General features: G+C 65.8%; 17 protein-coding genes and 1 pseudogene. 9 read left to right on the top strand and 9 right to left on the bottom strand.

The window, feature by feature from the left end; translation table 11 throughout:
* Positions 1-156 precede the first annotated feature (156 nt).
* Both Q7O19_RS07335 and Q7O19_RS07330 read left to right on the top strand, forming a co-directional pair.
* Positions 157-861: a hypothetical protein gene (locus Q7O19_RS07335; protein WP_303809603.1), complete on the top strand. Its 705-nt coding sequence runs from the start codon at positions 157-159 to the stop codon at positions 859-861.
* Between the two features lie 10 nt (positions 862-871).
* A complete protein-coding gene (locus Q7O19_RS07330; protein WP_303809601.1) occupies positions 872-1,330 on the top strand; it encodes a cupin domain-containing protein in 459 nt (152 codons plus the stop codon).
* Here Q7O19_RS07330 and Q7O19_RS07325 read toward each other — a convergent pair.
* A complete protein-coding gene (locus Q7O19_RS07325; RefSeq protein WP_303809600.1) occupies positions 1,327-2,862 on the bottom strand; it encodes a lipopolysaccharide biosynthesis protein in 1,536 nt (511 codons plus the stop codon). The two genes, Q7O19_RS07330 and Q7O19_RS07325, sit on opposite strands and share 4 nt — an antisense overlap.
* Positions 2,852-3,346, bottom strand: coding sequence for a flavin reductase family protein (locus Q7O19_RS07320; RefSeq protein WP_303809598.1), 495 nt, complete (start codon positions 3,344-3,346; stop codon positions 2,852-2,854). Before Q7O19_RS07320 ends, Q7O19_RS07325 begins: the two co-directional genes overlap by 11 nt.
* Positions 3,347-3,441: 95 nt before the next feature.
* Between Q7O19_RS07320 and Q7O19_RS07315 the strand changes: the two genes are divergently transcribed.
* The gene (locus Q7O19_RS07315) at positions 3,442-3,876 is read left to right on the top strand and encodes a molybdopterin-dependent oxidoreductase (protein WP_303809597.1); all 435 of its coding nucleotides are present in this window, start codon (positions 3,442-3,444) and stop codon (positions 3,874-3,876) included.
* Between the two features lie 4 nt (positions 3,877-3,880).
* On the opposite strand, the gene Q7O19_RS07310 is transcribed toward Q7O19_RS07315, so the two are convergent.
* The 4 genes from Q7O19_RS07310 to Q7O19_RS07295 all read right to left on the bottom strand — a co-directional run bounded on the left by Q7O19_RS07310 (position 3,881) and on the right by Q7O19_RS07295 (position 9,704).
* Positions 3,881-4,759 carry a UTP--glucose-1-phosphate uridylyltransferase gene (locus tag Q7O19_RS07310; RefSeq protein ID WP_303809595.1) on the bottom strand — a complete coding sequence of 293 codons (879 nt, stop codon included), beginning with the start codon at positions 4,757-4,759 and terminating at the stop codon, positions 3,881-3,883.
* Between the two features lie 99 nt (positions 4,760-4,858).
* The gene (locus Q7O19_RS07305) at positions 4,859-6,556 is read right to left on the bottom strand and encodes an amidohydrolase family protein (RefSeq protein ID WP_303809593.1); all 1,698 of its coding nucleotides are present in this window, start codon (positions 6,554-6,556) and stop codon (positions 4,859-4,861) included.
* Between the two features lie 32 nt (positions 6,557-6,588).
* A complete protein-coding gene (pdeM, locus tag Q7O19_RS07300; protein ID WP_303809591.1) occupies positions 6,589-7,251 on the bottom strand; it encodes a ligase-associated DNA damage response endonuclease PdeM in 663 nt (220 codons plus the stop codon).
* A 32-nt stretch (positions 7,252-7,283) separates the two neighbouring features.
* Positions 7,284-9,704, bottom strand: coding sequence for a ligase-associated DNA damage response DEXH box helicase (locus Q7O19_RS07295; RefSeq protein WP_303809589.1), 2,421 nt, complete (start codon positions 9,702-9,704; stop codon positions 7,284-7,286).
* 56 nt (positions 9,705-9,760) lie between these two features.
* On the opposite strand from Q7O19_RS07295, the gene Q7O19_RS07290 reads away from it, so the two are divergent.
* The 4 genes from Q7O19_RS07290 to Q7O19_RS07275 are packed head-to-tail and all read left to right on the top strand — an operon-like array spanning position 9,761 to position 15,504.
* Positions 9,761-10,759, top strand: a complete 999-nt coding sequence (locus tag Q7O19_RS07290; protein WP_303809587.1) for a ligase-associated DNA damage response exonuclease — start codon at positions 9,761-9,763, stop codon at positions 10,757-10,759.
* Between the two features lie 33 nt (positions 10,760-10,792).
* Positions 10,793-11,827, top strand: coding sequence for a quinone-dependent dihydroorotate dehydrogenase (locus Q7O19_RS07285; protein WP_303809585.1), 1,035 nt, complete (start codon positions 10,793-10,795; stop codon positions 11,825-11,827).
* Between the two features lie 41 nt (positions 11,828-11,868).
* Positions 11,869-13,602: a gamma-glutamyltransferase gene (gene ggt / locus Q7O19_RS07280; RefSeq protein WP_303809583.1), complete on the top strand. Its 1,734-nt coding sequence runs from the start codon at positions 11,869-11,871 to the stop codon at positions 13,600-13,602.
* Between the two features lie 54 nt (positions 13,603-13,656).
* Entirely contained in the window at positions 13,657-15,504 is a 1,848-nt protein-coding gene (locus Q7O19_RS07275) for a long-chain fatty acid--CoA ligase (protein WP_303809580.1), read from the top strand.
* On the opposite strand, the gene Q7O19_RS07270 is transcribed toward Q7O19_RS07275, so the two are convergent.
* Together Q7O19_RS07270 and Q7O19_RS07265 are read right to left on the bottom strand one after the other, a co-directional pair.
* Positions 15,492-17,471, bottom strand: coding sequence for a transglycosylase domain-containing protein (locus Q7O19_RS07270; protein ID WP_303809578.1), 1,980 nt, complete (start codon positions 17,469-17,471; stop codon positions 15,492-15,494). The genes Q7O19_RS07275 and Q7O19_RS07270 overlap by 13 nt on opposite strands.
* Positions 17,471-19,063, bottom strand: coding sequence for a peptide chain release factor 3 (locus Q7O19_RS07265; RefSeq protein WP_303809577.1), 1,593 nt, complete (start codon positions 19,061-19,063; stop codon positions 17,471-17,473). The genes Q7O19_RS07270 and Q7O19_RS07265 overlap by 1 nt, the downstream gene beginning before the upstream one ends.
* A gap of 192 nt (positions 19,064-19,255) precedes the next feature.
* Between Q7O19_RS07265 and Q7O19_RS07260 the strand changes: the two genes are divergently transcribed.
* Both Q7O19_RS07260 and Q7O19_RS07255 read left to right on the top strand, forming a co-directional pair.
* A complete protein-coding gene (locus tag Q7O19_RS07260) occupies positions 19,256-20,314 on the top strand; it encodes a D-alanyl-D-alanine carboxypeptidase family protein (protein WP_303809575.1) in 1,059 nt (352 codons plus the stop codon).
* A 1-nt stretch (position 20,315) separates the two neighbouring features.
* Positions 20,316-20,699, top strand: a complete 384-nt coding sequence (locus Q7O19_RS07255; RefSeq protein WP_303809574.1) for a RidA family protein — start codon at positions 20,316-20,318, stop codon at positions 20,697-20,699.
* Between the two features lie 80 nt (positions 20,700-20,779).
* Here Q7O19_RS07255 and Q7O19_RS07250 read toward each other — a convergent pair.
* A pseudogene (locus Q7O19_RS07250) lies at positions 20,780-20,912 on the bottom strand (IS630 family transposase); the annotation flags it as partial.

Here is a 20,912-nt window from a genome sequence, read left to right as displayed (position 1 = left end):
TGGCCCAGCGCCGCGCCTGCGCCTAGCTGGCGAAAAGATGGACGCCGCGCCTGCCAAGGATTAAAATTGTCCGCGGTCATCGGGGGAGGAACCAGCATGGCGACACGGGCCACACCCACACAGGACTAGCTGGGCACGCAGGCGCGCATCACCGGCGTGATGGCGCTGATCTTTGCGGCGGCCTTTTCCATGCACCTGGCGATGGGTCGCTCCACCTTCGCCATGCCGGCCATCTGGCATATCCACGGCATCATCTTCTTTGGCTGGGTTGCCCTGTCGTTGCTGCAGGCCGGGCTGGCCGCCAGCGGCCGGCTGGAATGGCATCGCCGCCTGGGCTGGCTGGGGCTGATGTGGATCATCGCCATGGTCTTTGCCGGTGTGGCGATCACCATCGCCGTGGCGCAGGCCGGGCGCACCCCGTTCTTCTTCCGGCCGCAATATTTCATGATGCAGAACCCGCTCACGCTGGCGGCCTTTGCCGGGCTGGCGCTGAGCGCCATTGCCAAGCGCCGCGACACCGGCTGGCACCGCCGTCTGCACCTGTGTGCGCTGGCCACCATCATGGGCCCGGCGTTCGGCCGGCTGATGCCGTCACCCTTCCTGATCCCGTGGGCGATGGAGATCACCTCCCTCCCCGGCATGTTGTTCCCGATCTATCTGGCCCCGCGCGAATGGCGGGCCGGCGAAGGCTGGCATCCGGCCTGGACCATCGGGCTGGCGGCCGGGCCAATCGCGCTGGCGCTGGGCTTTGCCATCGCGGCGACGCCGCTGGGCGCTGATCTTTACACCAGCGTGGTGGCCGGAACGCCGGGCGCCGCGATCGACGGCAACGCCTTTGGCAGCCCACCGCCGGGCATGTGAAGGGAAGCATATGCGCCCGTTTTTCATGACGTTGGCGTTTGCCGGTGCCGCTGCCGCTCAGCCGGCGGAATTCCGCACTGTTCAGGCCAAAGCCGTGCAGTGGCAGCCGATACCGAACGGCCTGGGTGCGCAGAGCGCCCTGATCGCCGGCAACCCGTCGCAGCCCGGCACCTATGTGATCCGGGTGAAATTCCCGCCGCACGTGATGGACCGGCCGCACCATCACAGCCGTGATCGCCATGTGACGGTGCTGCAGGGCCGCTGGGTTGCCGGTACCGGGCCGGATTTCGCGCCCGACAAGGCGCAGGTGCTCACTGCCGGCAGTTACATGTTCCACCCGGCCGGCGGCGTGCACTGGGATGGCTCCAACAGCGACGAAACGGTGATCGTGCAGATCATCGGGGAAGGGCCGGTCACCTCGGCCGATGTCGATCCGGCATTGGCCAGTTGGGTGAAGCTGCCCGGTTAAAGCTTGTCCACCGGCAGAGGCAGCGGCAAGCTGGCGGCTTCATCTTCGATCTTCTTCAGGCCGCGCGCGAACAGCAGGCGATCGGCGCCCTTGAAGCCGAAGCGCCAGATGATCAGGCCATAGCTGCCCAGAATCGCGAAAAACCCGATCGACAGCTGAATGGGTTCCGGCGTGCGCAGCGCCAGCAGGCCCACGCCAAAGGCCGGGATGCCCGCCAACAACAATGATGGCCGCCAGCCAGACACGGCATGACCCAGCCGCGCCTGCAACAGCCGGGATTTGGCCACCGATTGCAGCAACGCGGCAATGGCAAGCGCCAGCGCCGCCCCCACGCCGCCACCCAGTGGGCCCGCCATCGGCACCAACAGCAGCGACAGCCCGGCCTGCACCGCCAGCCCGATGACAGACCACATCAGATTGGCATTACGCGCCACATAGATCAAAGCGCCTTCCGCCACCGCCGCCTGCGCCGCGAACAATTCCACCGTCAACAGCACGGCCAGCACCGTCACGCCGGCGGCAAAGGCCGGGCCAAACAGGCCCATCGCAGCCTGTCCGGGAATACCCAGCGCCAGCACCGCAGCGAGCTGCGCAGCTGCCACCCAGAAACTGATCTGGCGCACATGCCCGGCCGCCTTGGCCAGATTGCCGGCAGCAAGGTTGCGAGTGAGCACCGGGCCCAAAATGGGATCGAAGCTGGATTTCAACCGCTGCGGCAGCGAGGCGATCTGCTGCGCCACATAATAGATGCCGACGATCTCCGCCGAGGCAAAACGGCCAAGGATGAAGATGTCCAGCCGGCGCGCGCCCCATTCGGCGATATCGGCGCCGGCCAGTGGCACATTGGTTTTCACCAGTCGCCAGATACGATCCACATCCAGCCGCCAACCGCCCGGCCAGCCAAAGCGGCGCAGCGCCGGCGACAGTGCCGCGAAAAACGCCGCCACCATCGACAGCAGATAAGCGATCAGCATGCCGTCGCTTTTCAAGGCGGTGAACGCCAGCGCCAGCGCAGCAATCGACAATACCCAGGGTTCAATGATCGAACGGGCCCGCACCTGCGCGCCAACATCATGGTGGAAAGCCAGCCCGGCCAACGCCACATCGGCCAACGCAATGAACGGGATAATCAATGCGAACCACCGATCAAGCGGCGCCAGCCGTGTGGCCGGAAACACCAGTTCGGGCAGCAGCACCAGCACCGCTGCCCCGGCCAGCGACGCGACCAGCGCCGCCAGCAACGCATCAATCAGAGCGGCTGCTTCATCCTGCGGGCGGCGCGCCATGTCTTCGGCAAGGCCGCGCTTGAGGCCGAGCGTGGCCAGCATCGCCACCAGTTCCACCACCATGGTGGCATAGGCAAAGCGGCCGAGCGCTTCGGCGCCATAGAGCCGGCCGGCAATGAACAGGAACGGAAAGCGCGCCGCCAGCCGCAGCACATAACCGAAGAAGCTGGTGCGACCGCCCTTGGCCAAGGCAGCCGTTTCGGCCGCGTCCCGGTTTGGGTTCGAGGCCGACGGATCAGCCAACATGCACCCGGCGATAGCGGCCGTGCAGATAGAGCAAAGGCTCGCGGCCCTGATCGAGCGCCAGCCGCGTCACCCGGCCGACGATGATGCGGTGATCGCCGCCATCATGATCAGCGTGCAGCGTGCAGGCAAAGGCAGCCTTGGCGCTGGCCACCACCGGCACGCCATCCCAATCCTGCCAGTCATGTTCGGCAAAGCGGTCGATGCCCTTCTTGGTGAAGCGATCGGCAACGGCCTGGCCATCCAGATCAAGGATATTGATGGCAAAACGACCCGATTCGCGCAGCACCGGCAGTGCCGAAGCGCCATTGGCCGGGCAGAACAGCAACAGCGGCGGATCAAGGCTGAGCGAAGTGAAGCTGTTGGCCGTCAGCCCCACCCGTTCGCCCGACAATGATTGGCTGGTGATCACGGTGACGCCGGTGGCGAAGCAGCCAAAGGCATCGCGCAGCAGGCGGGGATCGAACGGGGCATCAGCGTTGGTCATCCGCCGTCCCCTATCGCGAATCCGCCGGCCGTCAATGTTGCGGATGCCACAGGCGGCGCTATCGTGGCGTAACCGTCACAGCCGAAAGACATTGAATGATCGCTGCCGCCCTTGCCCTGCTCTCCGCAAGCGCCGCTTTGCCCACCAGCCTGCCCGTGGACGCTGCGACGCTGGCCAAGCTGCCGGCAGCGAGCGCGACCCTGACAGCGCACGGGCAGACCCACGCCTGCACCGGCGTCTGGTTGACCGATCTGGCCGTCGCTGCCGGCCTGCCCGCGGGCGAAGCGCTGGGCGGCCCGGCGCAGACGACGATAATCGTCGCCGAAGCTTCCGATGGCTATCGCGTTGCCTTCAGCTTGGCCGAACTTGATCCCAAGTTGGGCAACCACAAGGTGCTGGTGGCAAACGCCTGCGATGGCAAGGCGCTGAGCGCAGCCGATGGCCCGCTGCGCCTCGTGGTGCCCGGTGAAGTGCGCGCTGCCCGTTCCGTGCGGCAAATTCGGGCGTTGCGGGTGGTTGCCCTGCCCTGATTGTTCAAAACTGCTGGCCGCGCAGCCATTCGCGCACAGCCGGGCCAACATCCTCGCGCTCCAGCGCCAGCGCAATGTTGGCCGTCACATGCCCGGCCTTGTCGCCGCAATCAAAGCGGGTGCCGGTGAAGGTGAGGGAGTGAAACGGCTGCTGGCCAATCATTTCCGCCATGGCATCGGTGAGCTGAATCTCGTTGCCGGCGCCGCGCTTGCCCAACGCCAGCACGTCCATCACCTCGGGCTGCAAGATGTAACGGCCGATGGCGGCCAGCCGCGATGGGGCCGTGCCCTGCTTCGGCTTTTCCACCAGGCCCGTCACTTCGGTGATCAGGCCATCGACAGCGCCGGGCGAAACGATGCCGTAACGATGCGTATGCTCGTCCGGCACTTCCAGCACAGAGATGATGTTGCCGCCCAACCGCTGGTAGGCGTCGTGCATTTCCTTCAGCGCCGGGTTGGCGGGGTTCCACAGGAGTTCGTCGGGCAGCAGCACGGCAAAGGCTTCACGCCCCACCACGTGGCGCGCGCACCAAACGGCATGGCCCAGCCCGGCCGGATCCTGCTGGCGCACATAGACCATGCGACCCGGCTCGATCTGGGTGGCTTCCAGCACGGCGAGTTCCGAGGTCTTGCCCTTGGTCTTCAGGCTGTCGACCAGCTCGCGGGCGACATCGAAATAATCCTCCAGCGCACCCTTGCCGCGGGCCGTCACGAACACCAGCCGCTCGATGCCGGCGGCCAGCGCTTCGTCCACCGCATATTGCAGCAGTGGCTTGTCCACGACGGGGAGCATTTCCTTGGGCATGGCCTTGGTGGCCGGCAGGAAGCGAGTACCCTGGCCGCCCACCGGGAAAACGGCGGTTTTAACGGGTTTGATCGACATATTGACCTCTATGTGTGGCAATCATCCATTGCCAACAGAGACGGCCGGTCAAGCGAAACTTCGATGAATGGCGTGTTGGACGTGCCGAGTCGCGGCCTTTCAGTCACTTGTGCCGCCGCGCAGCAGCCGGCCGGGCAGCGCGCCGGTGGCTTCGCCTTCGCGGTAGGTGATCTGGCCCGCCACCAGCGTCGCCCGGATCCCGCGGGCACGCTGCACCAGGCGGCGCCCCCCGGCGGGCAGATCATGCGCCACATCCGGCGGCAACAGGGCAAGATGATCAAGGTCGATGAGGTTCACATCCGCCCGCAAACCGGGCCGCAACAGGCCGCGATCAGTGAGGCCCAGCGCCCGCGCCGTGTCGTGCGCCTGGCGCTTGATCAGAAATTCCAGCGGTAGCCGGCCATGGCTGCGATCGCGCGCCCAGTGGGTGATTAGCGTTGTCGGGAAACTGCCGTCGCAGATCATGCCGACATGCGCGCCGCCATCGGACAGGCCGGGGATAGTGTCAGGATGGGCCAGCATCGCGCCAACCGCGTTGAGATCGCCATCGGCAAAATTCAGGAACGGCACATAGATCATGCCCGCACACAGCCATTCCGCCGCCACCACTTCATAGGCCACGCCGCGCCGCATCGCTTCGGCGGCCAGGCTGGTTTCGGGCAGCGGTTTATAATTGGGCGGATCACCCAGCTGATACATGTCGCCCCAGCGGTGCAGCAGCGCCGTGCCGCGCGCATTGCCGGCCGGCGGCGGGTTGGCGATCAGGCGGGCAACAAAGTCCGGGTCGGCAAGCAGACGGCGCTGCTCGTCAAGGGCGGCGCTCTTGGGCCAATCCGGATGCAGGCTGAACGGATTGAGGGTGAGATCAAGGCCGAGCAGCACACCGACGGGCCGCGCCGCCACCTGCGCCTTCATCGGCAGCCCCGCGGCTGTGGCCTGTTCCAGCATGTCGAGCAACTTGCGCCAGCCCAGCGGCGCGACCGGCGATTGTGCGAGGGAAAAACTGAGCGGCCGGCCCGAGGCCTCGCACAGCCGGCGCATCATGGCGAATTCCGCCACCGGATCAGCAAAATCGGAAACGAACTGCAGCACGCCTTTCCCGGCCCGGCCCAGCGCCAGCGCGATGCCCATCAATTCGTCCTCAGCCGCCGTCAGCGTTGGGGTCGGCTGGCCATCGGACGTGCGGTGATTGAGGGTGCGCGAAGTGGAAAAGCCCATCGCGCCGGCGTGCATCGCCGTTTCGGCCAGCGCCGCCATCTGCGCGATCTCGTCCGCACTGGCGACTTCGCGATTGGCGCCACGTTCGCCCATCACGAACACGCGCAGCGCCGCGTGCGGCAGTTGCAGGCCGATATCCATGTCAAAGGCGCGGCCAGCCAGGCTGTCGAGATACTCGGGGAAGCTCTGCCAGTTCCACGGCAAGCCATCCTTCAGCACCGGGAAGGGCAGATCCTCCACGCCTTCCATCAGCCGGATCAGCCGGTCATGATCTTCAACCCGGCACGGCGCGAAGCCCACGCCGCAATTGCCGGCAATCACCGTGGTAACGCCGTGCCAGGATGACGGCTGCAGCCGCTGATCCCAGGTCGCCTGCCCGTCATAATGGGTGTGCACATCGACGAAACCGGGGGTGACAAGCAGGCCCTTGGCGTCGATTTCCTCCGCCCCACGCCCGCTCACGTGGCCAACGGAGGCAATGCGGCCATCCTTGACCGCGACATCGCCTTCGTATCCGGCAGCGCCGCTGCCATCGACGATGTGGCCATTGCGGATGACGAGATCGAAATCGCTGCTCATGGGCGAGAGCGTCCTCCCACCCGGCGCTGCCGTCAACCTACCGGAAAGCGCAACAGCCGGCCGCCCTCCACCACAAGCGCCGTGGCCGGGCCTGCCAGCGCCGCCTGCAGGGCGGGATCGGCCAGGTCCAGCCCGCCGGTGAAGGCGCCATAGGCCGGCAGGATCAGCTTTGTCGGGCCGTGCGCGAAGCAACGCCGGGAGATGTGGCGGCCACGGTGGCGGATCACCAGCTTAGGGTGAAAATGGCCGGAGAGTTCGGGCGTATTGTCAGCTGGATCGGCTTCGTGGCGCAGCACCATCGGGCCGATGCGGCCTTCCACCATCACCCGGCCGCCCAGCACGGCGGCGGCATCTTCATCGTGATTGCCGGTGACCCACCACCAATCGAGACTTCGCGTCATCGTCATCAGCGCACGGCGGGTTTCGTCCGACAATCGATCGGGGCCGGCTTGATCGTGGAACGAATCGCCCAGGCAGACCAGCCGCTGTGCCCCCGTGGTTTCGACCGCGCCGATCAAGTTGGTCAGCGTTTCAGCCGTTGCGTGCGGCGGCAGCAGCCAGCCCTTTGCCGCGAAATGGCTGGCCTTTTCGAAGTGCAGGTCAGCCACGAACAAGGACGATTCCGCCGGCCACCACAGCGCGCCGCAGGGCAGCGGCTGGAGATCTTCACCAGCGAACGAAAAGGAAACAGACATGGTGCTGCGTTAGAGCCGCGCTGCCCTGCAGGTCAATCCACCCGCATCGCTTCGGCGATCAGCGCTTCGGCTTCCAGCAGCAGCGCGCTGTCAGCACTGTCGCCCACCCGCTCGCGCCCGATGGTGAGCAGCGACGGCACTGCCAGCGGCGTCACATGCGCGGCCCTCACGTGGCTCAGCCGCGCATGCGCCTGTTCGAGCAGGGCGGCCAGCCGGGCGATATCGGTGAGCTTGCCGCGCGCATCGGTCCAGGCTGCGGTGAGCAGCAGGTGGTCCGGTTCGTGGCGGCGCAGCACGTCATAGATCAGGTCGGACGACACGCTCATCGCCTTGCCGCTCTTGTGCACGCCAGGCTGTACCCGCTCGATCAGGCCGCCGATGATGGCAACTTCGCGAAAGGCCCGGCGCAGGAAAGGCGAGGCGGCGAGCCATTGCGGCAGTTCATCCTCCAGAACGGTCGGATCGAACAGGGGGCGCGGGTCATCGACCGGATCGAGGCTCCAGCAGGCCATGGCGTAATCGCTGGCGACGAAACCCATCGGCTTCAACCCGGCGCGTTCCATGCGTTGCGTCACCAGCATCCCCAGCGTTTGGTGCGCTGGGTGGCCGGCAAAGCCATAAACCACCATGTACCAGCGATCATCGCGCTGGAACGTCTCCACCAACACGTCGTCCTCGCCGGGCACCCGCGACACACGGGCCTGGATCGCCAACCATTCTCGCACATCGTCGGGCATCCCCGGCCAGCGCGCGCGGTCATTCATCAGGCCGCGCACGCGCGCCGCCAGCCGCGTCGTCATCGGCATGCGCCCGCCGGCATAGACAGGCACTTTCGGGCTGCCGCGGCCCATGCGGACATGGATATCCGCGCCGTCGAAACCGGTGACCTCAAGCGTTTGCCCGGCGAACATGAAACTGTCTCCCACGCGCAACTGGCCGGCGAAATACTCCTCGACCTGGCCCAGCTTGCGGCCATGGCGGCTGGATTTGCCGCTGCCAAACACGACATTCATGGCAACGGCTTCAACGATGGTGCCGCTGTTCATCCGCCACTGCCGGGCCAACGCCGCCGAGCGCAGCCGCAGCCGGCCATCGGGCATCGTCACCAGCCGCTGGTAGCGTTCATAGGCTTTCAGCGCGTAACCGCCGGTCGCGGCATAGCCGAGCACGGCATCGAAGCTGTCGCGGGTCACACCGGCATAGGGCGCGGCGCTTTTCACTTCGTCGTACAGTTCATGGGGGAAGAACGGCCCAGCGGCCGCACAGCCAACGACATGCTGCGCCAGCACATCGAGCGCGCCGGGACGGAAGCCATCGGGATCAAGTTCGCCGGCCCGCACGGCATCGCGCGCGGCAAGTGCCTCCAGATATTCAAAGCGGTTGCCCGGCACGATCAAGCAGCGGCTGGCTTCATCCATGCGGTGATTGGCTCTGCCGGTGCGTTGCAGAAGGCGCGAGGCGCCCTTGGGCGCGCCCATCTGGATGACCAGATCAACGTCACCCCAATCGAGCCCAAGATCGAGGCTGGCGGTCGCCACGATGGCGCGCAACTTGCCGGCCGCCATCGCTGCCTCCACCTTGCGGCGGGCTTCCGGCGCCAGGCTACCGTGGTGGATGCCGATGGGGAGGGCGTTATCATTCTCCGCCCACAGATCGCGAAACACCAGTTCGGCCACGGCGCGGGTGTTGACGAACACGATGGCCAGCCTTGCGCTTTCGATCCGGCGCATAACAGCGCGCGCCGCCCAGCGGCCATTGTGGCCACCCCAGGGGATGCGATCATCGATGACGAGAATGTCGATGGCGGGATCAGCACCGCCTTGCGCCACCACGATCTCCACCTGCGTGGAGTCTGCATCGGGCGCCAGCCAGCCGGCCCAGCTTTCCGGATCGGCGATGGTGGCCGAAAGGCCGACACGCTGCAGGCTTGGCGCGAGGCGTTGCAGGCGGGCGAGACACAGCATCAGCTGGTCGCCGCGCTTGGTGGTGCCAAAGGCGTGGATTTCATCGATGATGACACGCTTCACGCCGGCCATCATCGCAGCGGCTTCAGGGTTGGAGAGCAGATTGGCGAGGCTTTCCGGCGTCGTCAGCAGGATGTGCGGGGGCACCTCCTTCTGCCGCGCCTTACGCGCTGCCGGCGTGTCGCCGGTGCGGGTCTCCACTTTGATATCCAGGCCCATCTCGGCAATCGGGTTCAGCAGATTGCGCTGCACATCCACCGCCAGCGCCTTCAAGGGGGAGATGTAGAGCGTGTGCAGGCCCTCGGCGGGATTGGTGGCCAGATCAGCCAGTGTCGGAAGAAACCCCGCCAATGTCTTGCCCGCCCCGGTCGGCGCCGTCAGCAACGCATGCCGGCCGCGTGCTGCCGCATCGAGCATCGCCAGCTGATGCGCACGCGCCTGCCAGCTGCGCGCAGCAAACCAGCTGTTGATGATGTTCGGCAGTTCCACGGCTGCGACCCATGGCAAGGGTGACAGGGCAAACGCAAGCCGGCATCGTGGGCCGCATGGCACCTGACTGGATCACGCCCCGGCCTGAAGGCCTCTATCTGCCCGGCATCGATGCCTGGGTGGACCCATCACGCCCGCAAGCCCGCGCCATCATCACCCACGGCCACGCCGATCACGCCCGCGCTGGCCACGGCACGGTGCTCGCCACGGCTGAAACGTTGGCGATCATGCACCAACGCTTTGGCCCACAGCCGGCTGGGCAGGCTTTGGCCTATGGCGAGCGGCTGGCGATGGGCGACGGGCTGTCGCTGATGCTGCTGCCGGCCGGCCATGTGCTGGGTTCGGCGCAGGTGGTGCTGGAAAAGGCCGGCACCCGCATCATCGTATCGGGCGACTACAAGCGGCGCGCCGATCCGACTTGCGTCGCGTTCGAACCGCTGGCCTGCGATATCTTCATTACCGAAGCCACCTTCGGTCTACCGGTGTTCCGCCATCCCGACACGGCCGGCGAAGTGGCCAAGCTGCTGACCGCGCTCGCCGCCAGTTCTGATCGCTGTGTGGCAGTGGGCGCCTATGCGCTGGGCAAGGCGCAGCGGGTGATCGCCGAACTGCGCCGCGCCGGCCATGACGCACCCATCTATCTGCACGGCGCGATGACGGCCCTTTGCGCGCTTTACGAAGCGCACGGCGTGGCGCTCGGTGATCTGCGCCCCGTAGGCACATTGAAAGGCGATGCGCTGAAGGGCGCCATCATAATCGCCCCGCCATCGGCCCTGCGCGACGTGTGGAGCCGCCGCCTGCCCGATCCGATCACCGCCATGGCCTCCGGCTGGATGCGTGTGCGCCAGCGCGCGGTGCAGAGCGGTATCGAGCTGCCGTTGGTGATTTCCGATCACGCTGATTGGGACGAGCTGACCGCCACCATCACCGATTTGAACCCGGCCGAAGTGTGGGTCACCCATGGCCGCGAGGAGGCGTTGCTGCACTGGTGCGGGCTGCACCAGCGCCGGGCGCGGGCGCTGGACATGGTTGGGCGGGACGATGAGGGGGATTGAACCCCATCCGCCGCCCTGCCATGGCGGTGGCCGATGTTTGCCGCTCTCAAACCCCTGCTGTTCGCGCTTGATCCGGAAGCCGCGCACAATCTGACGCTGGCCGCGCTGAAGACGGGCCTGGTGCCGGCCGCGCGCGCCGATGATCCGATCCTTGCGACCACGCTTGCCGGCCTCGCCCTGCCCAATCCGATTGGCCTCGCCGCCGGCTTCGACAAGGATGCCGAAGTGCCCGATGCGATGCTCAAGCTGGGCTTTGGCTTTGTCGAATGCGGCAGCGTCTGCCCGCGGCCACAGCCGGGAAATGCCAAGCCGCGGCTGTTCCGGCTGGTGGAAGATGAGGCGGTGATCAACCGCTTCGGCTTCAATTCAAAGGGCGTGGAGTTCGCCCATGCTCGGCTGACGGCGCGCGCCGGCCGGCCAGGCGTGGTGGGCATCAACCTCGGCGCCAACAAGGACAGCGAAGACCGTACCGATGATTATGTCGTCGCCCTGCGCGCGCTGGCACCGCTGGCGTCGTACGTGACGGTCAACATCTCTTCGCCGAACACGCCGGGCCTGAGGGCGTTGCAGGATGGCGCGGCGCTGGCCGATCTGATTGCGCGGGTGATGGCAGCACGCGGGACGTTGGATGTGCCCGTATTCGTGAAGGTCGCGCCTGATCAGGGTGACGATGATTGGGCCAAGATCGTGCGCGCCTGCATCGATGGCGGCGTGGATGGGCTGATCGTGTCCAACACCACCGTATCGCGACCGCCGCTGGCCAGCCGCCATGCCGGCGAAACGGGCGGCCTTTCGGGGAAGCCGCTGAAGCCACTGGCGCTGACGGCCCTCAAGCGCTTCCGCGCCGAAACCGGCGGCGCGCTGCCGCTGATCGCGGTGGGCGGCATCGCCAGCGGGCAAGACGCCTATGACCGCATCCGCGCCGGGGCAAGCGCCGTGCAGCTTTATTCGGCGCTGGTCTACCACGGGCCGGGGCTGGTGGGCCGCATCAAGGCGGAACTGGCCGCGTTGCTGCGCCGCGATGGCTTTGCCGGCGTGGGCGCCGCAGTGGGCGCCCCACAAGTTTAGCCACTTTTCAGACGCGCAAATCAGCCTAAGGTGCCCGTCCCATGAAAATCACACTCTTTATCGCCGCTTCCTTCCTCGCCACTGCGGCCGTGGCCCAGCCCATCCCGAAGGATGCAGACAGCGGGCCCATACAGGCCGCCAGCAGTGCTGGCGCCGGCCCGTTCAAGGCTGTGGTGTCGGCCGCGCACCCGCTGGCCAGCGAAGCCGGGCTGAGCATCCTGAAGCGCGGAGGCAGCGCTGCCGATGCGGCCATTGCCACCATGCTGTCGCTTACCGTTGTGGAGCCGCAAAGCTCCGGCATCGGCGGCGGCGGCTTCATCGTCTATCAGCCGGCGAACGGCCCGGTGGGCAGCATCGATGGCCGCGAGAAGGCGCCCGGCGTGGCCAGCCCGGGCCAGTTCCTGGGGCCCGATGGCAAGCCGATGCCGTTCATGCAGGCCGCCACCGGCGGGCGCAGTGTGGGCGTGCCGGGCAACGTCGCGCTCGCTGCCGAAGCCCACAAGAAATGGGGCAAGCTGCCCTGGGCCACGCTGTTTGAACCCGCAATCAAGCTGGCCGAAGGCTTCACCATCTCGCCCACCATGGCGCGCTTCATCGCCTTTGGGCAGGACAGTCTGAAACAGGCCGGGCCGGAAGGCCGCGCGCTTTATTACGACAAGGACGGCGCCCCGCTGAAAGCCGGCACCACCTTCCGCAACGACAAGCTCGCCGCCACGCTCCGGCTGATCGCAGCCAAGGGCGCGGACGCGTTCTACAAGGGCCCGATTGCCGCCAGCATCGTGAAGACGGTGAGCACCGCCGACGCCAACCCGACCGCTCTGACCCTGGCGGATCTCGCTGCCTATAAGGCCGAAGTGCGCGCGCCGGTGTGCGGAACCTACCGCCAATACAAGATCTGCGGCATGGGCCCGCCATCCTCCGGCGGCACCGGCGTGCTGGCCATGCTCAAGCAGCTGGAACGCTTCGACATGACGGGGCTGGGCAAGGATAACCCGGTTTCCTGGCACCTGTTCGGCGAGAGCCAGCGTCTCGCCTATGCCGACCGCGAAAAGTGGATTGGCGATCCGGGCTTCGTGGCGGTGCCGACCAAGGGCCTGGCCGATCCGGCTTATCTTGGCGCGCGTTCCGCCCTGATCAATGCGGGTGACCGCATGGCCAAGGCCGAAGCCGGGATGCCGGCCGGCGCGCCGACCGCGCGGGTGAACGCGGCCGACAATGAGGTGGCCGGTACCACCAATTTCGCCGTGGCCGACAGCGCCGGCAACATCACCACGTGGACGTCCACGGTAGAAAAGACGTTCGGTTCCGGCCTGGTGGCCGAAGGCTTCGTGCTCAACAACGAACTGACCGATTTCAATTTCGCCCCGGAAGACCAGGGCAAGCTCACCGCCAACCATGTGCAGCCCGGCAAGCGTCCGCGCTCGGCGATGTCGCCCACCATCGTTTACGATGCGAGCGGAAAACCGATCCTGGCCATCGGTGCGGCCGGCGGCGTGACCATCATTGCGCAGGTAACGAAGGCCATCATCGGCGTGCTGGATTGGGGGCTACCGGTGGAAGAGGCCATCGCGCTGCCACAGCTGATCGCCATCGGTGACCGCTTTGCGGTGGAGAAGGGCACCATGCTCGAAACCATGATTCCGGCCTTCACTGCCATAGGCCACAAGCCAGTGGCGACCGCGCTTCCGTTGAAGTTGAACGGGGTGCAACGCGTTGCGGGTGGCTGGCGCGGCGGTGCTGATGCCCGTGGCGAAGGCCGGCCGGCCGGTTATTGACGACAAGAACAGCGGGCGGCCAACGCCTCACAGACAAGTCTTTGGGAGAGGACGATGTTACCGAAATTGCCTCCGTTGCGGCCTGCCGCCATTGCCGCGCGCATCGATGCCGCGCCCAATCTGGTCACGCTCTTTCTTGATCGGGCCGATGAACAACCGGCCGCGCCCTTCCTGGTCGCCAAGGTTGGCGGCGAGTGGCGCACGATCAGTTGGGGCGAAGCCCGCGATATCGTCGCCAGCCTGTCGGCCGCACTGATCGCTGCCGGCATCAGCCGGGGTGACCGGGTGGTGCTGGTTTCGGAAAACCGCCCGGAATGGTGCCTGGCCGATCTCGCCGTGATGGCCGCTGGCGCCATCACCGTGCCGGCCTACATCACCAACACTGAAGCCGATCACACCCATATCCTGACCAACAGCGGCGCAAAAACGGCGCTGGTATCGGGCCCGAAGCTGGCCAAGGCGCTGCTGCCTGCTGCCATGGCCACCGACAATTGCCGCACCATCATTGCGCTGGAACCGGTGCAAGACGTGCAGGGCCTGGCCATCCACGACTGGAGCAAATTGATCGCGGGCCGCGCACCCATGCTGGACGAAGACCGCGCTGCCCTCAAGGCGCGCGCCACCATGAAGCGGGAGGATCTGGCCTGCATCATCTACACCAGCGGCACCGGCGGTCTGCCGCGCGGCGTGCGCCAGCATCATGGCGCGATCATGCGCAACATTGCCGGCGCCATCACGGTGATCGAACAGGATTTCTTCCCCGGCGACGTGCCCGGCGAGTTGTTCCTGTCGTTCCTGCCGCTCAGCCACAGTTACGAACACACCGCCGGGCAATATATGCCGATCGGGATGGGCGGCCAGATCGCCTATGCCGAAGGGCTGGAGAAGCTGGCGAGCAACATCGAGGAAGTGCGACCCACCTTCATGGTGGTGGTGCCGCGCCTGTTTGAAGTGCTGCGCATGCGCATCGCCAAGCAGATCGAGAAGCAGGGCGGGCTGGCGATCACCCTGCTCAATCAGGCGCTGGCGATCGCCCGCAAGGAAGCCCGTGGCGAAAGCCTGAACCTCGCCGAAAAGCTGATCGATCAAGCATTGGAACGCACCATCCGCAAATCCATCCGCGCCAAATTCGGTGGCCAGCTGCGGGCGATGGTGGCCGGCGGTGCCCCGCTGAATCCGGAAGTCGGCATCTTTTTCACCGCCATCGGCATCCCGATCCTGCAAGGCTATGGCCAGACCGAATCCGGCCCGGTCGTCAGCTGCAACCGCCCGCGCGCCAAGTTGAAGATGCACACGGTCGGCCCGCCGCTCGACCAGGTCGAGGTGAAGATCGCCAGCGATGGCGAGATCCTCGTGCGCGGCGAACTGGTGATGGACGGTTACTGGATGAACGACGCCGAGAGCCACAAAGCGCTGAAGGACGGCTGGCTCTACACTGGCGACATGGGCCATCTCGACAAGGATGGCCATCTGGTGATCACCGATCGCAAGAAGGACATCCTCGTCAACGACAAGGGCGACAACGTCGCTCCGCAGCGCGTCGAAGGCATGCTCACCCTGCAGGACGAGATCGCCCAGGCCATGGTCTATGGTGACCGCCGGCCCTATCTGGTGGGCGTGGTGGTGCCGGAAGCCGAATGGGCGCTGGCCTTTGCCCGCGACAAGGGGTTGCCGGCCGATCTGCACAAATTGAAGGACGAGCCGGAATATGTCCGCACCCTGCAGGCCGCGGTGGACCGGGTGAACCAGAAGTTGAGCGTGATCGAGAAGGTGCGCCGCGTGATCATCGCCGATGAGGCGTTCAGCACCGACAATCAGCAGCTGACCCCCTCACTCAAGATCCGGCGCCATGTGCTGAAACAGGTTTATGGCGAACGCTTGGACAAACTTTACAAGGATTGAGGCGCGCCCTGCGGCGGTTCCGGCGGCGGTGGCGGCGCGGTCACGCTCTCGTCAGGAATGTCGATGATCGCTGGCGGGTTGTTGGGTTCCCCGTTCAGATCGACGGTCATGCCTGCCATGTCGGCGGCCAGCGCCTCCATATCGACTTCCACAGGGGCGACTTCCGCCTCCACCTCGAGCCGGCCTTCGGCTTGCAGTGCGCGTTGCATAAAGCCTTTCCACATCCGCGCCGGCAGCCCGCCACCCACGATGCTGGCCGCCATCGGTGAATTGTCGTCATTGCCCACCCAGATGCCGACGACCAGATCGCCGGCAAAGCCGATGAACAGCGCATCGCGGTGATTCTGCGTGGTGCCGGTCTTGCCCCAGGCCGGCATCGGCAGGCGCGCCGCATTGCCGGTGCCGTTGCGCACCACCGATGAGAGCAGCTGCATCATGTCGGCGCGCACCGGCCAGCTGGCCTTGGTCTCTTCCGGCGGCGTCACTTTCTCCGGCCAGGGGTCAGCGCGCCACAGGCCGGTGGCCTTCACCGGCGTCTTGCCCAGCGCCACGGCGGCAAAGGCGCGCGTCAGGTCGATCAGCGGGATCGGGGTCGTGCCCAGCGCCATCGCCGGATAGATGCTCACGCCGCCTTCGATGCCCAGTTTCTTCACCTGCTTGGCCACGGCAGAAACGCCCACCTCCTGCGCCAGCTTTACCGCGGCAATGTTGGAACTGGCGGCAAAGGCGGTGGCAAGGCTGATGGTGCCACGGAAGCGCAGATCATCGTTCTTGGGCGCATAGCATTCGCCCGGCTGCTGGCCCGGTTCGCACAGTTCGATGGGTTCATCGACAATGGTGTCGCCCGGCTTCTTGCCGGCTTCCAGCGCCGCCAGATAGACAAACAGCTTGAACGAGGAACCCGGCTGGCGCTGCGCCTGGGTTGCGCGGTTGAAGCTGCTGGCTTTGTAATCGGTGCCGCCGACCATTGCGACCACGCGGCCATCCAGCCGCATGGCGACCAGCGCCGCCTGGCTCACATTCAGACCGCCGGCCCGCGCCAGCCCGTCTTTGATGATATCCTCGGCGAACTTCTGCAACTTGGGATCGAGCGTCGTCTTGACGACAATTTCGCCATAATCGGCCTCGGTCGCTTCGCGCGCCTGCGGCAGCACCCAATCGGCAAAATAGCTGCCGGTGGGCAGGTTCTTGCGGCCGGGGCGGTAGGTGGCCGGGCGCGCCGCCTTGGCCTGCGCCGCGGTGATCGCACCGGTATCCACCATCGCCTCCAGCACCTGCGCGGCGCGTTCGTTGGCCTGTTTGAGGTGGCGCGATGGCGCAAGCCGCGACGGCGCCTGCACCAGGCCCGCCAGCAAGGCCGCTTCACCCAGCGTCAGCTGTTCGGGTGCCTTGTCGAAATAGGTGCGTGCCGCCGCGCGGATGCCGTACGCGCCGTCACCGAAATAGACCGAGCTGAGATAATTCTGCAGGATCTCGTCCTTGCTCAGCCGCGCCTCTAGATACAGCGCGATGATGATCTCCTGCAGCTTGCGCTTGATCGACCGTTCCGACGACAGGAAGCTGGTTTTCGCCAATTGCTGGGTGAGTGTCGATCCGCCCTGGCGCACGCCGCCTGCCTGCGCGTTGGTGACCAGCGCCCGGAAAATGCCGATGGGATCAATGCCCATATGGTCCTTGAAACGGCGATCCTCGATGGCGATAAAGGCCGCCGGCACGTGCGCGGGCAGCAGCGCGATCTTCACCGGCTCTTCCTTGTAATCGCCGCGCCGCGCGATCGGTTTGCCGTTCATGTCGGTGATGATCAGGCTGGGCTGCTTGGCCGGCTCCAGCGCCCGGCGCAGCGGTGCGGTGACGACCAGCCAGGTAAACAGCAGCGCGAACAGGCCAACGATGCCGCCCGCGATCCACCAGCGATACGGGCGCACCTGCCCCCACAGTGTACCAATACGGACGGCAATGCCGGCCATCAGGCGCGTTCCCGCGTGGCGGAGAATTTGATGTCACGAAAGCGGCCGGTCACGAAGTTCAATTCCCAATTGTCCCGCGCCAGGAACACCGGGGCGCCGTCGCGATCGTCGGCCATGGCGCTGCGATGTTCATCCACGAATGCCTTCATGGCCGCAGGCGTGCCAGAAATCCAGCGCGCGGTTTCGTACGGGCTGGGCTCGAAACTGGCCGCCACCCGATACTCGGCGTCGAGGCGCGAAATCAGCACTTCCAGCTGCAGTTGGCCAACCACGCCGACAATCCACTGGCTGCCGATCGCTGGCTTGAACAATTGCGTCACGCCCTCTTCAGCCATGTCGGTGAGCGCGGTTTTCAGCTGTTTCGATTTGGTCGGATCATCCAGCCGCACGCGGCGCAGGATTTCCGGGGCGAAATTGGGGATACCGGTGAAGGTGACATCATCCTTCTCCACCAGGCTGTCGCCCACCCGCAGCACGCCGTGGTTGGGGATGCCGATGATGTCGCCGGGGTAAGCCTCATCGGCAATCTCGCGGTCCTGCGCGAAAAAGAAGATCGGCGAGTTGATGGCGATCATCTTGCCGGTGGCCATCTGCTTCAGCTTCATGCCGCGCCGGAAGCGGCCGCTGGCCAGCCGCAGGAAGGCGATGCGGTCGCGGTGCTGCGGATTCATGTTGGCCTGCACCTTGAACACGAAACCGGAAACCTGGGTGCCATCCGGGTCCACCGCCGCCGGCAGCGCCGGTTGCGGGCGCGGGCTTGGTGCCATGGCGGCAATCGCGTCGATCAGATCAACCACGCCGAAATCCTTCAGCGCCGAACCGAAGATCAACGGGGTGAGCGCGCCGGCGCGATATTTCTCGATATCGAGATCAGAATAGCCGCCCTCGGCCAGCTCGGCCTGTTCGCGCAGGCGGCCGGCCATCGGCCCAGCCAGTTCGTCGATGCGCGGGTCATCCAGGCCATCCACCTGCACCACGTCGCCGGCAAGCCCGGTGGCGGTGCCGTCTGGTTTGTGGAAGCGGCGGCGCTTCATATCGTAAATGCCCTCGAACTCACCGCCCATGCCGGCCGGCCAGTTCATCGGCGCCACGTCCAGCGCCAGCATGTCAGCCACTTCATCGAGCAGATCGAACGGGTCGCGGCCTTCGCGGTCCACCTTGTTGATGAAGGTTATGATCGGCACGTCGCGCAGGCGGCAGACCTCGAACAATTTGCGCGTCTGCGCTTCGATGCCCTTGGCGGCATCGATCACCATCACCGCGCTGTCGACGGCGGTGAGCGTGCGATACGTGTCTTCGGAAAAATCCTCGTGGCCTGGCGTGTCGAGCAGGTTGAAGGTGACGCCACCCCGCTCGAACGTCATCACGCTGGAGGTGACGGAGATGCCGCGCGCCTGCTCGATCTTCATCCAGTCCGACCGCGCCCGGCGGTTCTGGCCGCGGGCGCGCACTTCGCCGGCGGCATGGATGGCGCCGCCGAACAGCAGCAATTTCTCGGTCAGCGTGGTCTTGCCGGCATCCGGGTGCGAAATGATCGCAAAGGTGCGGCGGTTCCTGACCGGGTTCTTCGACAGGGAAAATGGTGCGTTCATCAACTGTGTCGCCGGCAACGTTAGGGCGCGCGGCGCATCGCACGGGCAGCACCAAAGGGCAAGGGCAGCGCCCATCTGTTGCAATCGGGAGACAGGCCGGGGCTGCGTCGCTGCGCCACCGTCATTCGCCCCTTCCCTTGCCTGTGCCAATCAGGTTAATCTTGATTTCTGGGCAGGAGAGGAAACTTCGCTTTGCTGATCAAGGCTCTGGCACGAACACTTCTGACTCTTTTGGCGCTTGCGGCGCCATCTGCCTTTGCAGCCAGCCTTTATTCTGCGCCGCGCTATGCCGCCATCCTGATCGACAACAGCACCGGCGAAGTTCTGTATGCCCGCCGTTCCGACGAAATCCGCTATCCGGCCTCCATCACCAAGGTGATGACGCTCTATGTCGCGTTCGAGGAAGTGGCCGCCGGCCGGCTGCGCCTTGACGATGAAATCCGCATTTCCCGCCGCGCCTGGGGCCAGGCGCCGTCGAAACTGGGCCTGCGCGTTGGCGCTACGATCAGCGTGCGCGATGCCTTCGGCGTGATCGCTACCAAGAGCGCCAATGATATTTCCGTGGCGCTGGCCGAACATATCAGCGGCAGCGAAGCCGCTTTTGCCGAGCGGATGACGGCGACGGCCCGCCGGCTCGGCATGATGAATACGCGTTTCTACAACGCATCGGGCCTGCCCCACGCCGATCACACCACCACGGCGCGCGATATCGCCGTGCTGTCGCGCGCCATGCTGCGCGATTTTCCCACCCAGTATCCGCTCTTCTCCAAGGCGCATTACCAATATCGCGGCATGGCCGTCGCCAATCACAACAATCTGCTGCGCACCATGCCCGGCGTTGACGGCATCAAGACCGGTTTCACCAAAGCCGCCGGCTTCACCCTGGCGGCTTCCGCCGTGCGCGGGGAACGCCGCCTGATCGCCGTGGTGCTGGGCGGCCCCAGCCGGCTGGGGCGTGACAACAATATGCAGGAACTGCTCAACATCGGCTTCGATGTGCTGGAATCGCGCCAGCGCGGGCTCCCCTTCACCGTGGCCAGCCGCTTTGCCGAGCCCGATGATCTGCCCGATGCCGTGATGGACAGCCTTGCCGGCGATGTCGTCGCCATGGACGGCGCTGTCGAGCAACCCACCCGCGCCGTGCAGGCCGTGGACGTGGCCAGCGCCATCACCGCCCTGGGCGATGCCGGTGTTTCCGGTTCCAGCTTGGCCAATGTGCGCGGCGGCGGCGGTGGTCGTTCCCGCAACTGACATGACCATCACACGGATTTCCAGTGGCGCGCCATGGGAGGCGCTGGTCGGCTATTGCCGCGCCGTCGTCGCGCCGCCGTTTGTGTTCGTTTCCGGCACGGTGGGCCGTAATCCCGATACCGGCGAACTGCCCGCCGACGTTGAAAGCCAGTGCGCCAACGCGCTCACCATCATCGGCCGCGCACTGGCAACGGCGGGTACGGATTTCGCCCATGTCGTGCGCGTGACCTATTATCTGGCCGACCGCGCTGATTTCGAACCCTGCTGGCCGCAACTGCGTGCCGCCTTTGGCGCTCACCCGCCGGCCAGCACGGTGATCTTCGCCGATCTGCTCGACCCGGCGATGAAGATCGAGATCGAGGTCACGGCCGCGCTGCCGGTTTGAAGAAAAAGCGGGCCTCCGGCGGGCAGGAGTTGAGCCCCTGCACCCGCTTTTATTTTTGGCCGCGCTAGAGCATTTTCCGATCAGTCCGGGTCATATCTGCAAGAGCTGAAGTAGTTGGCGCATTCGCGGGGCTGGAAGATGTCGACGAGCCTGCCGATGAGGTCCCACAGGCCAGAGACGGTTCGCTCGCCGATCTTTCTGAGCATGGCCTTG

It is taken from the genome of Sandarakinorhabdus limnophila DSM 17366, from assembly GCF_945882885.1.
Lineage (GTDB): Bacteria > Pseudomonadota > Alphaproteobacteria > Sphingomonadales > Sphingomonadaceae > Sandarakinorhabdus > Sandarakinorhabdus limnophila_A.
This window is presented reverse-complemented; position numbering and strand designations above follow the sequence as displayed.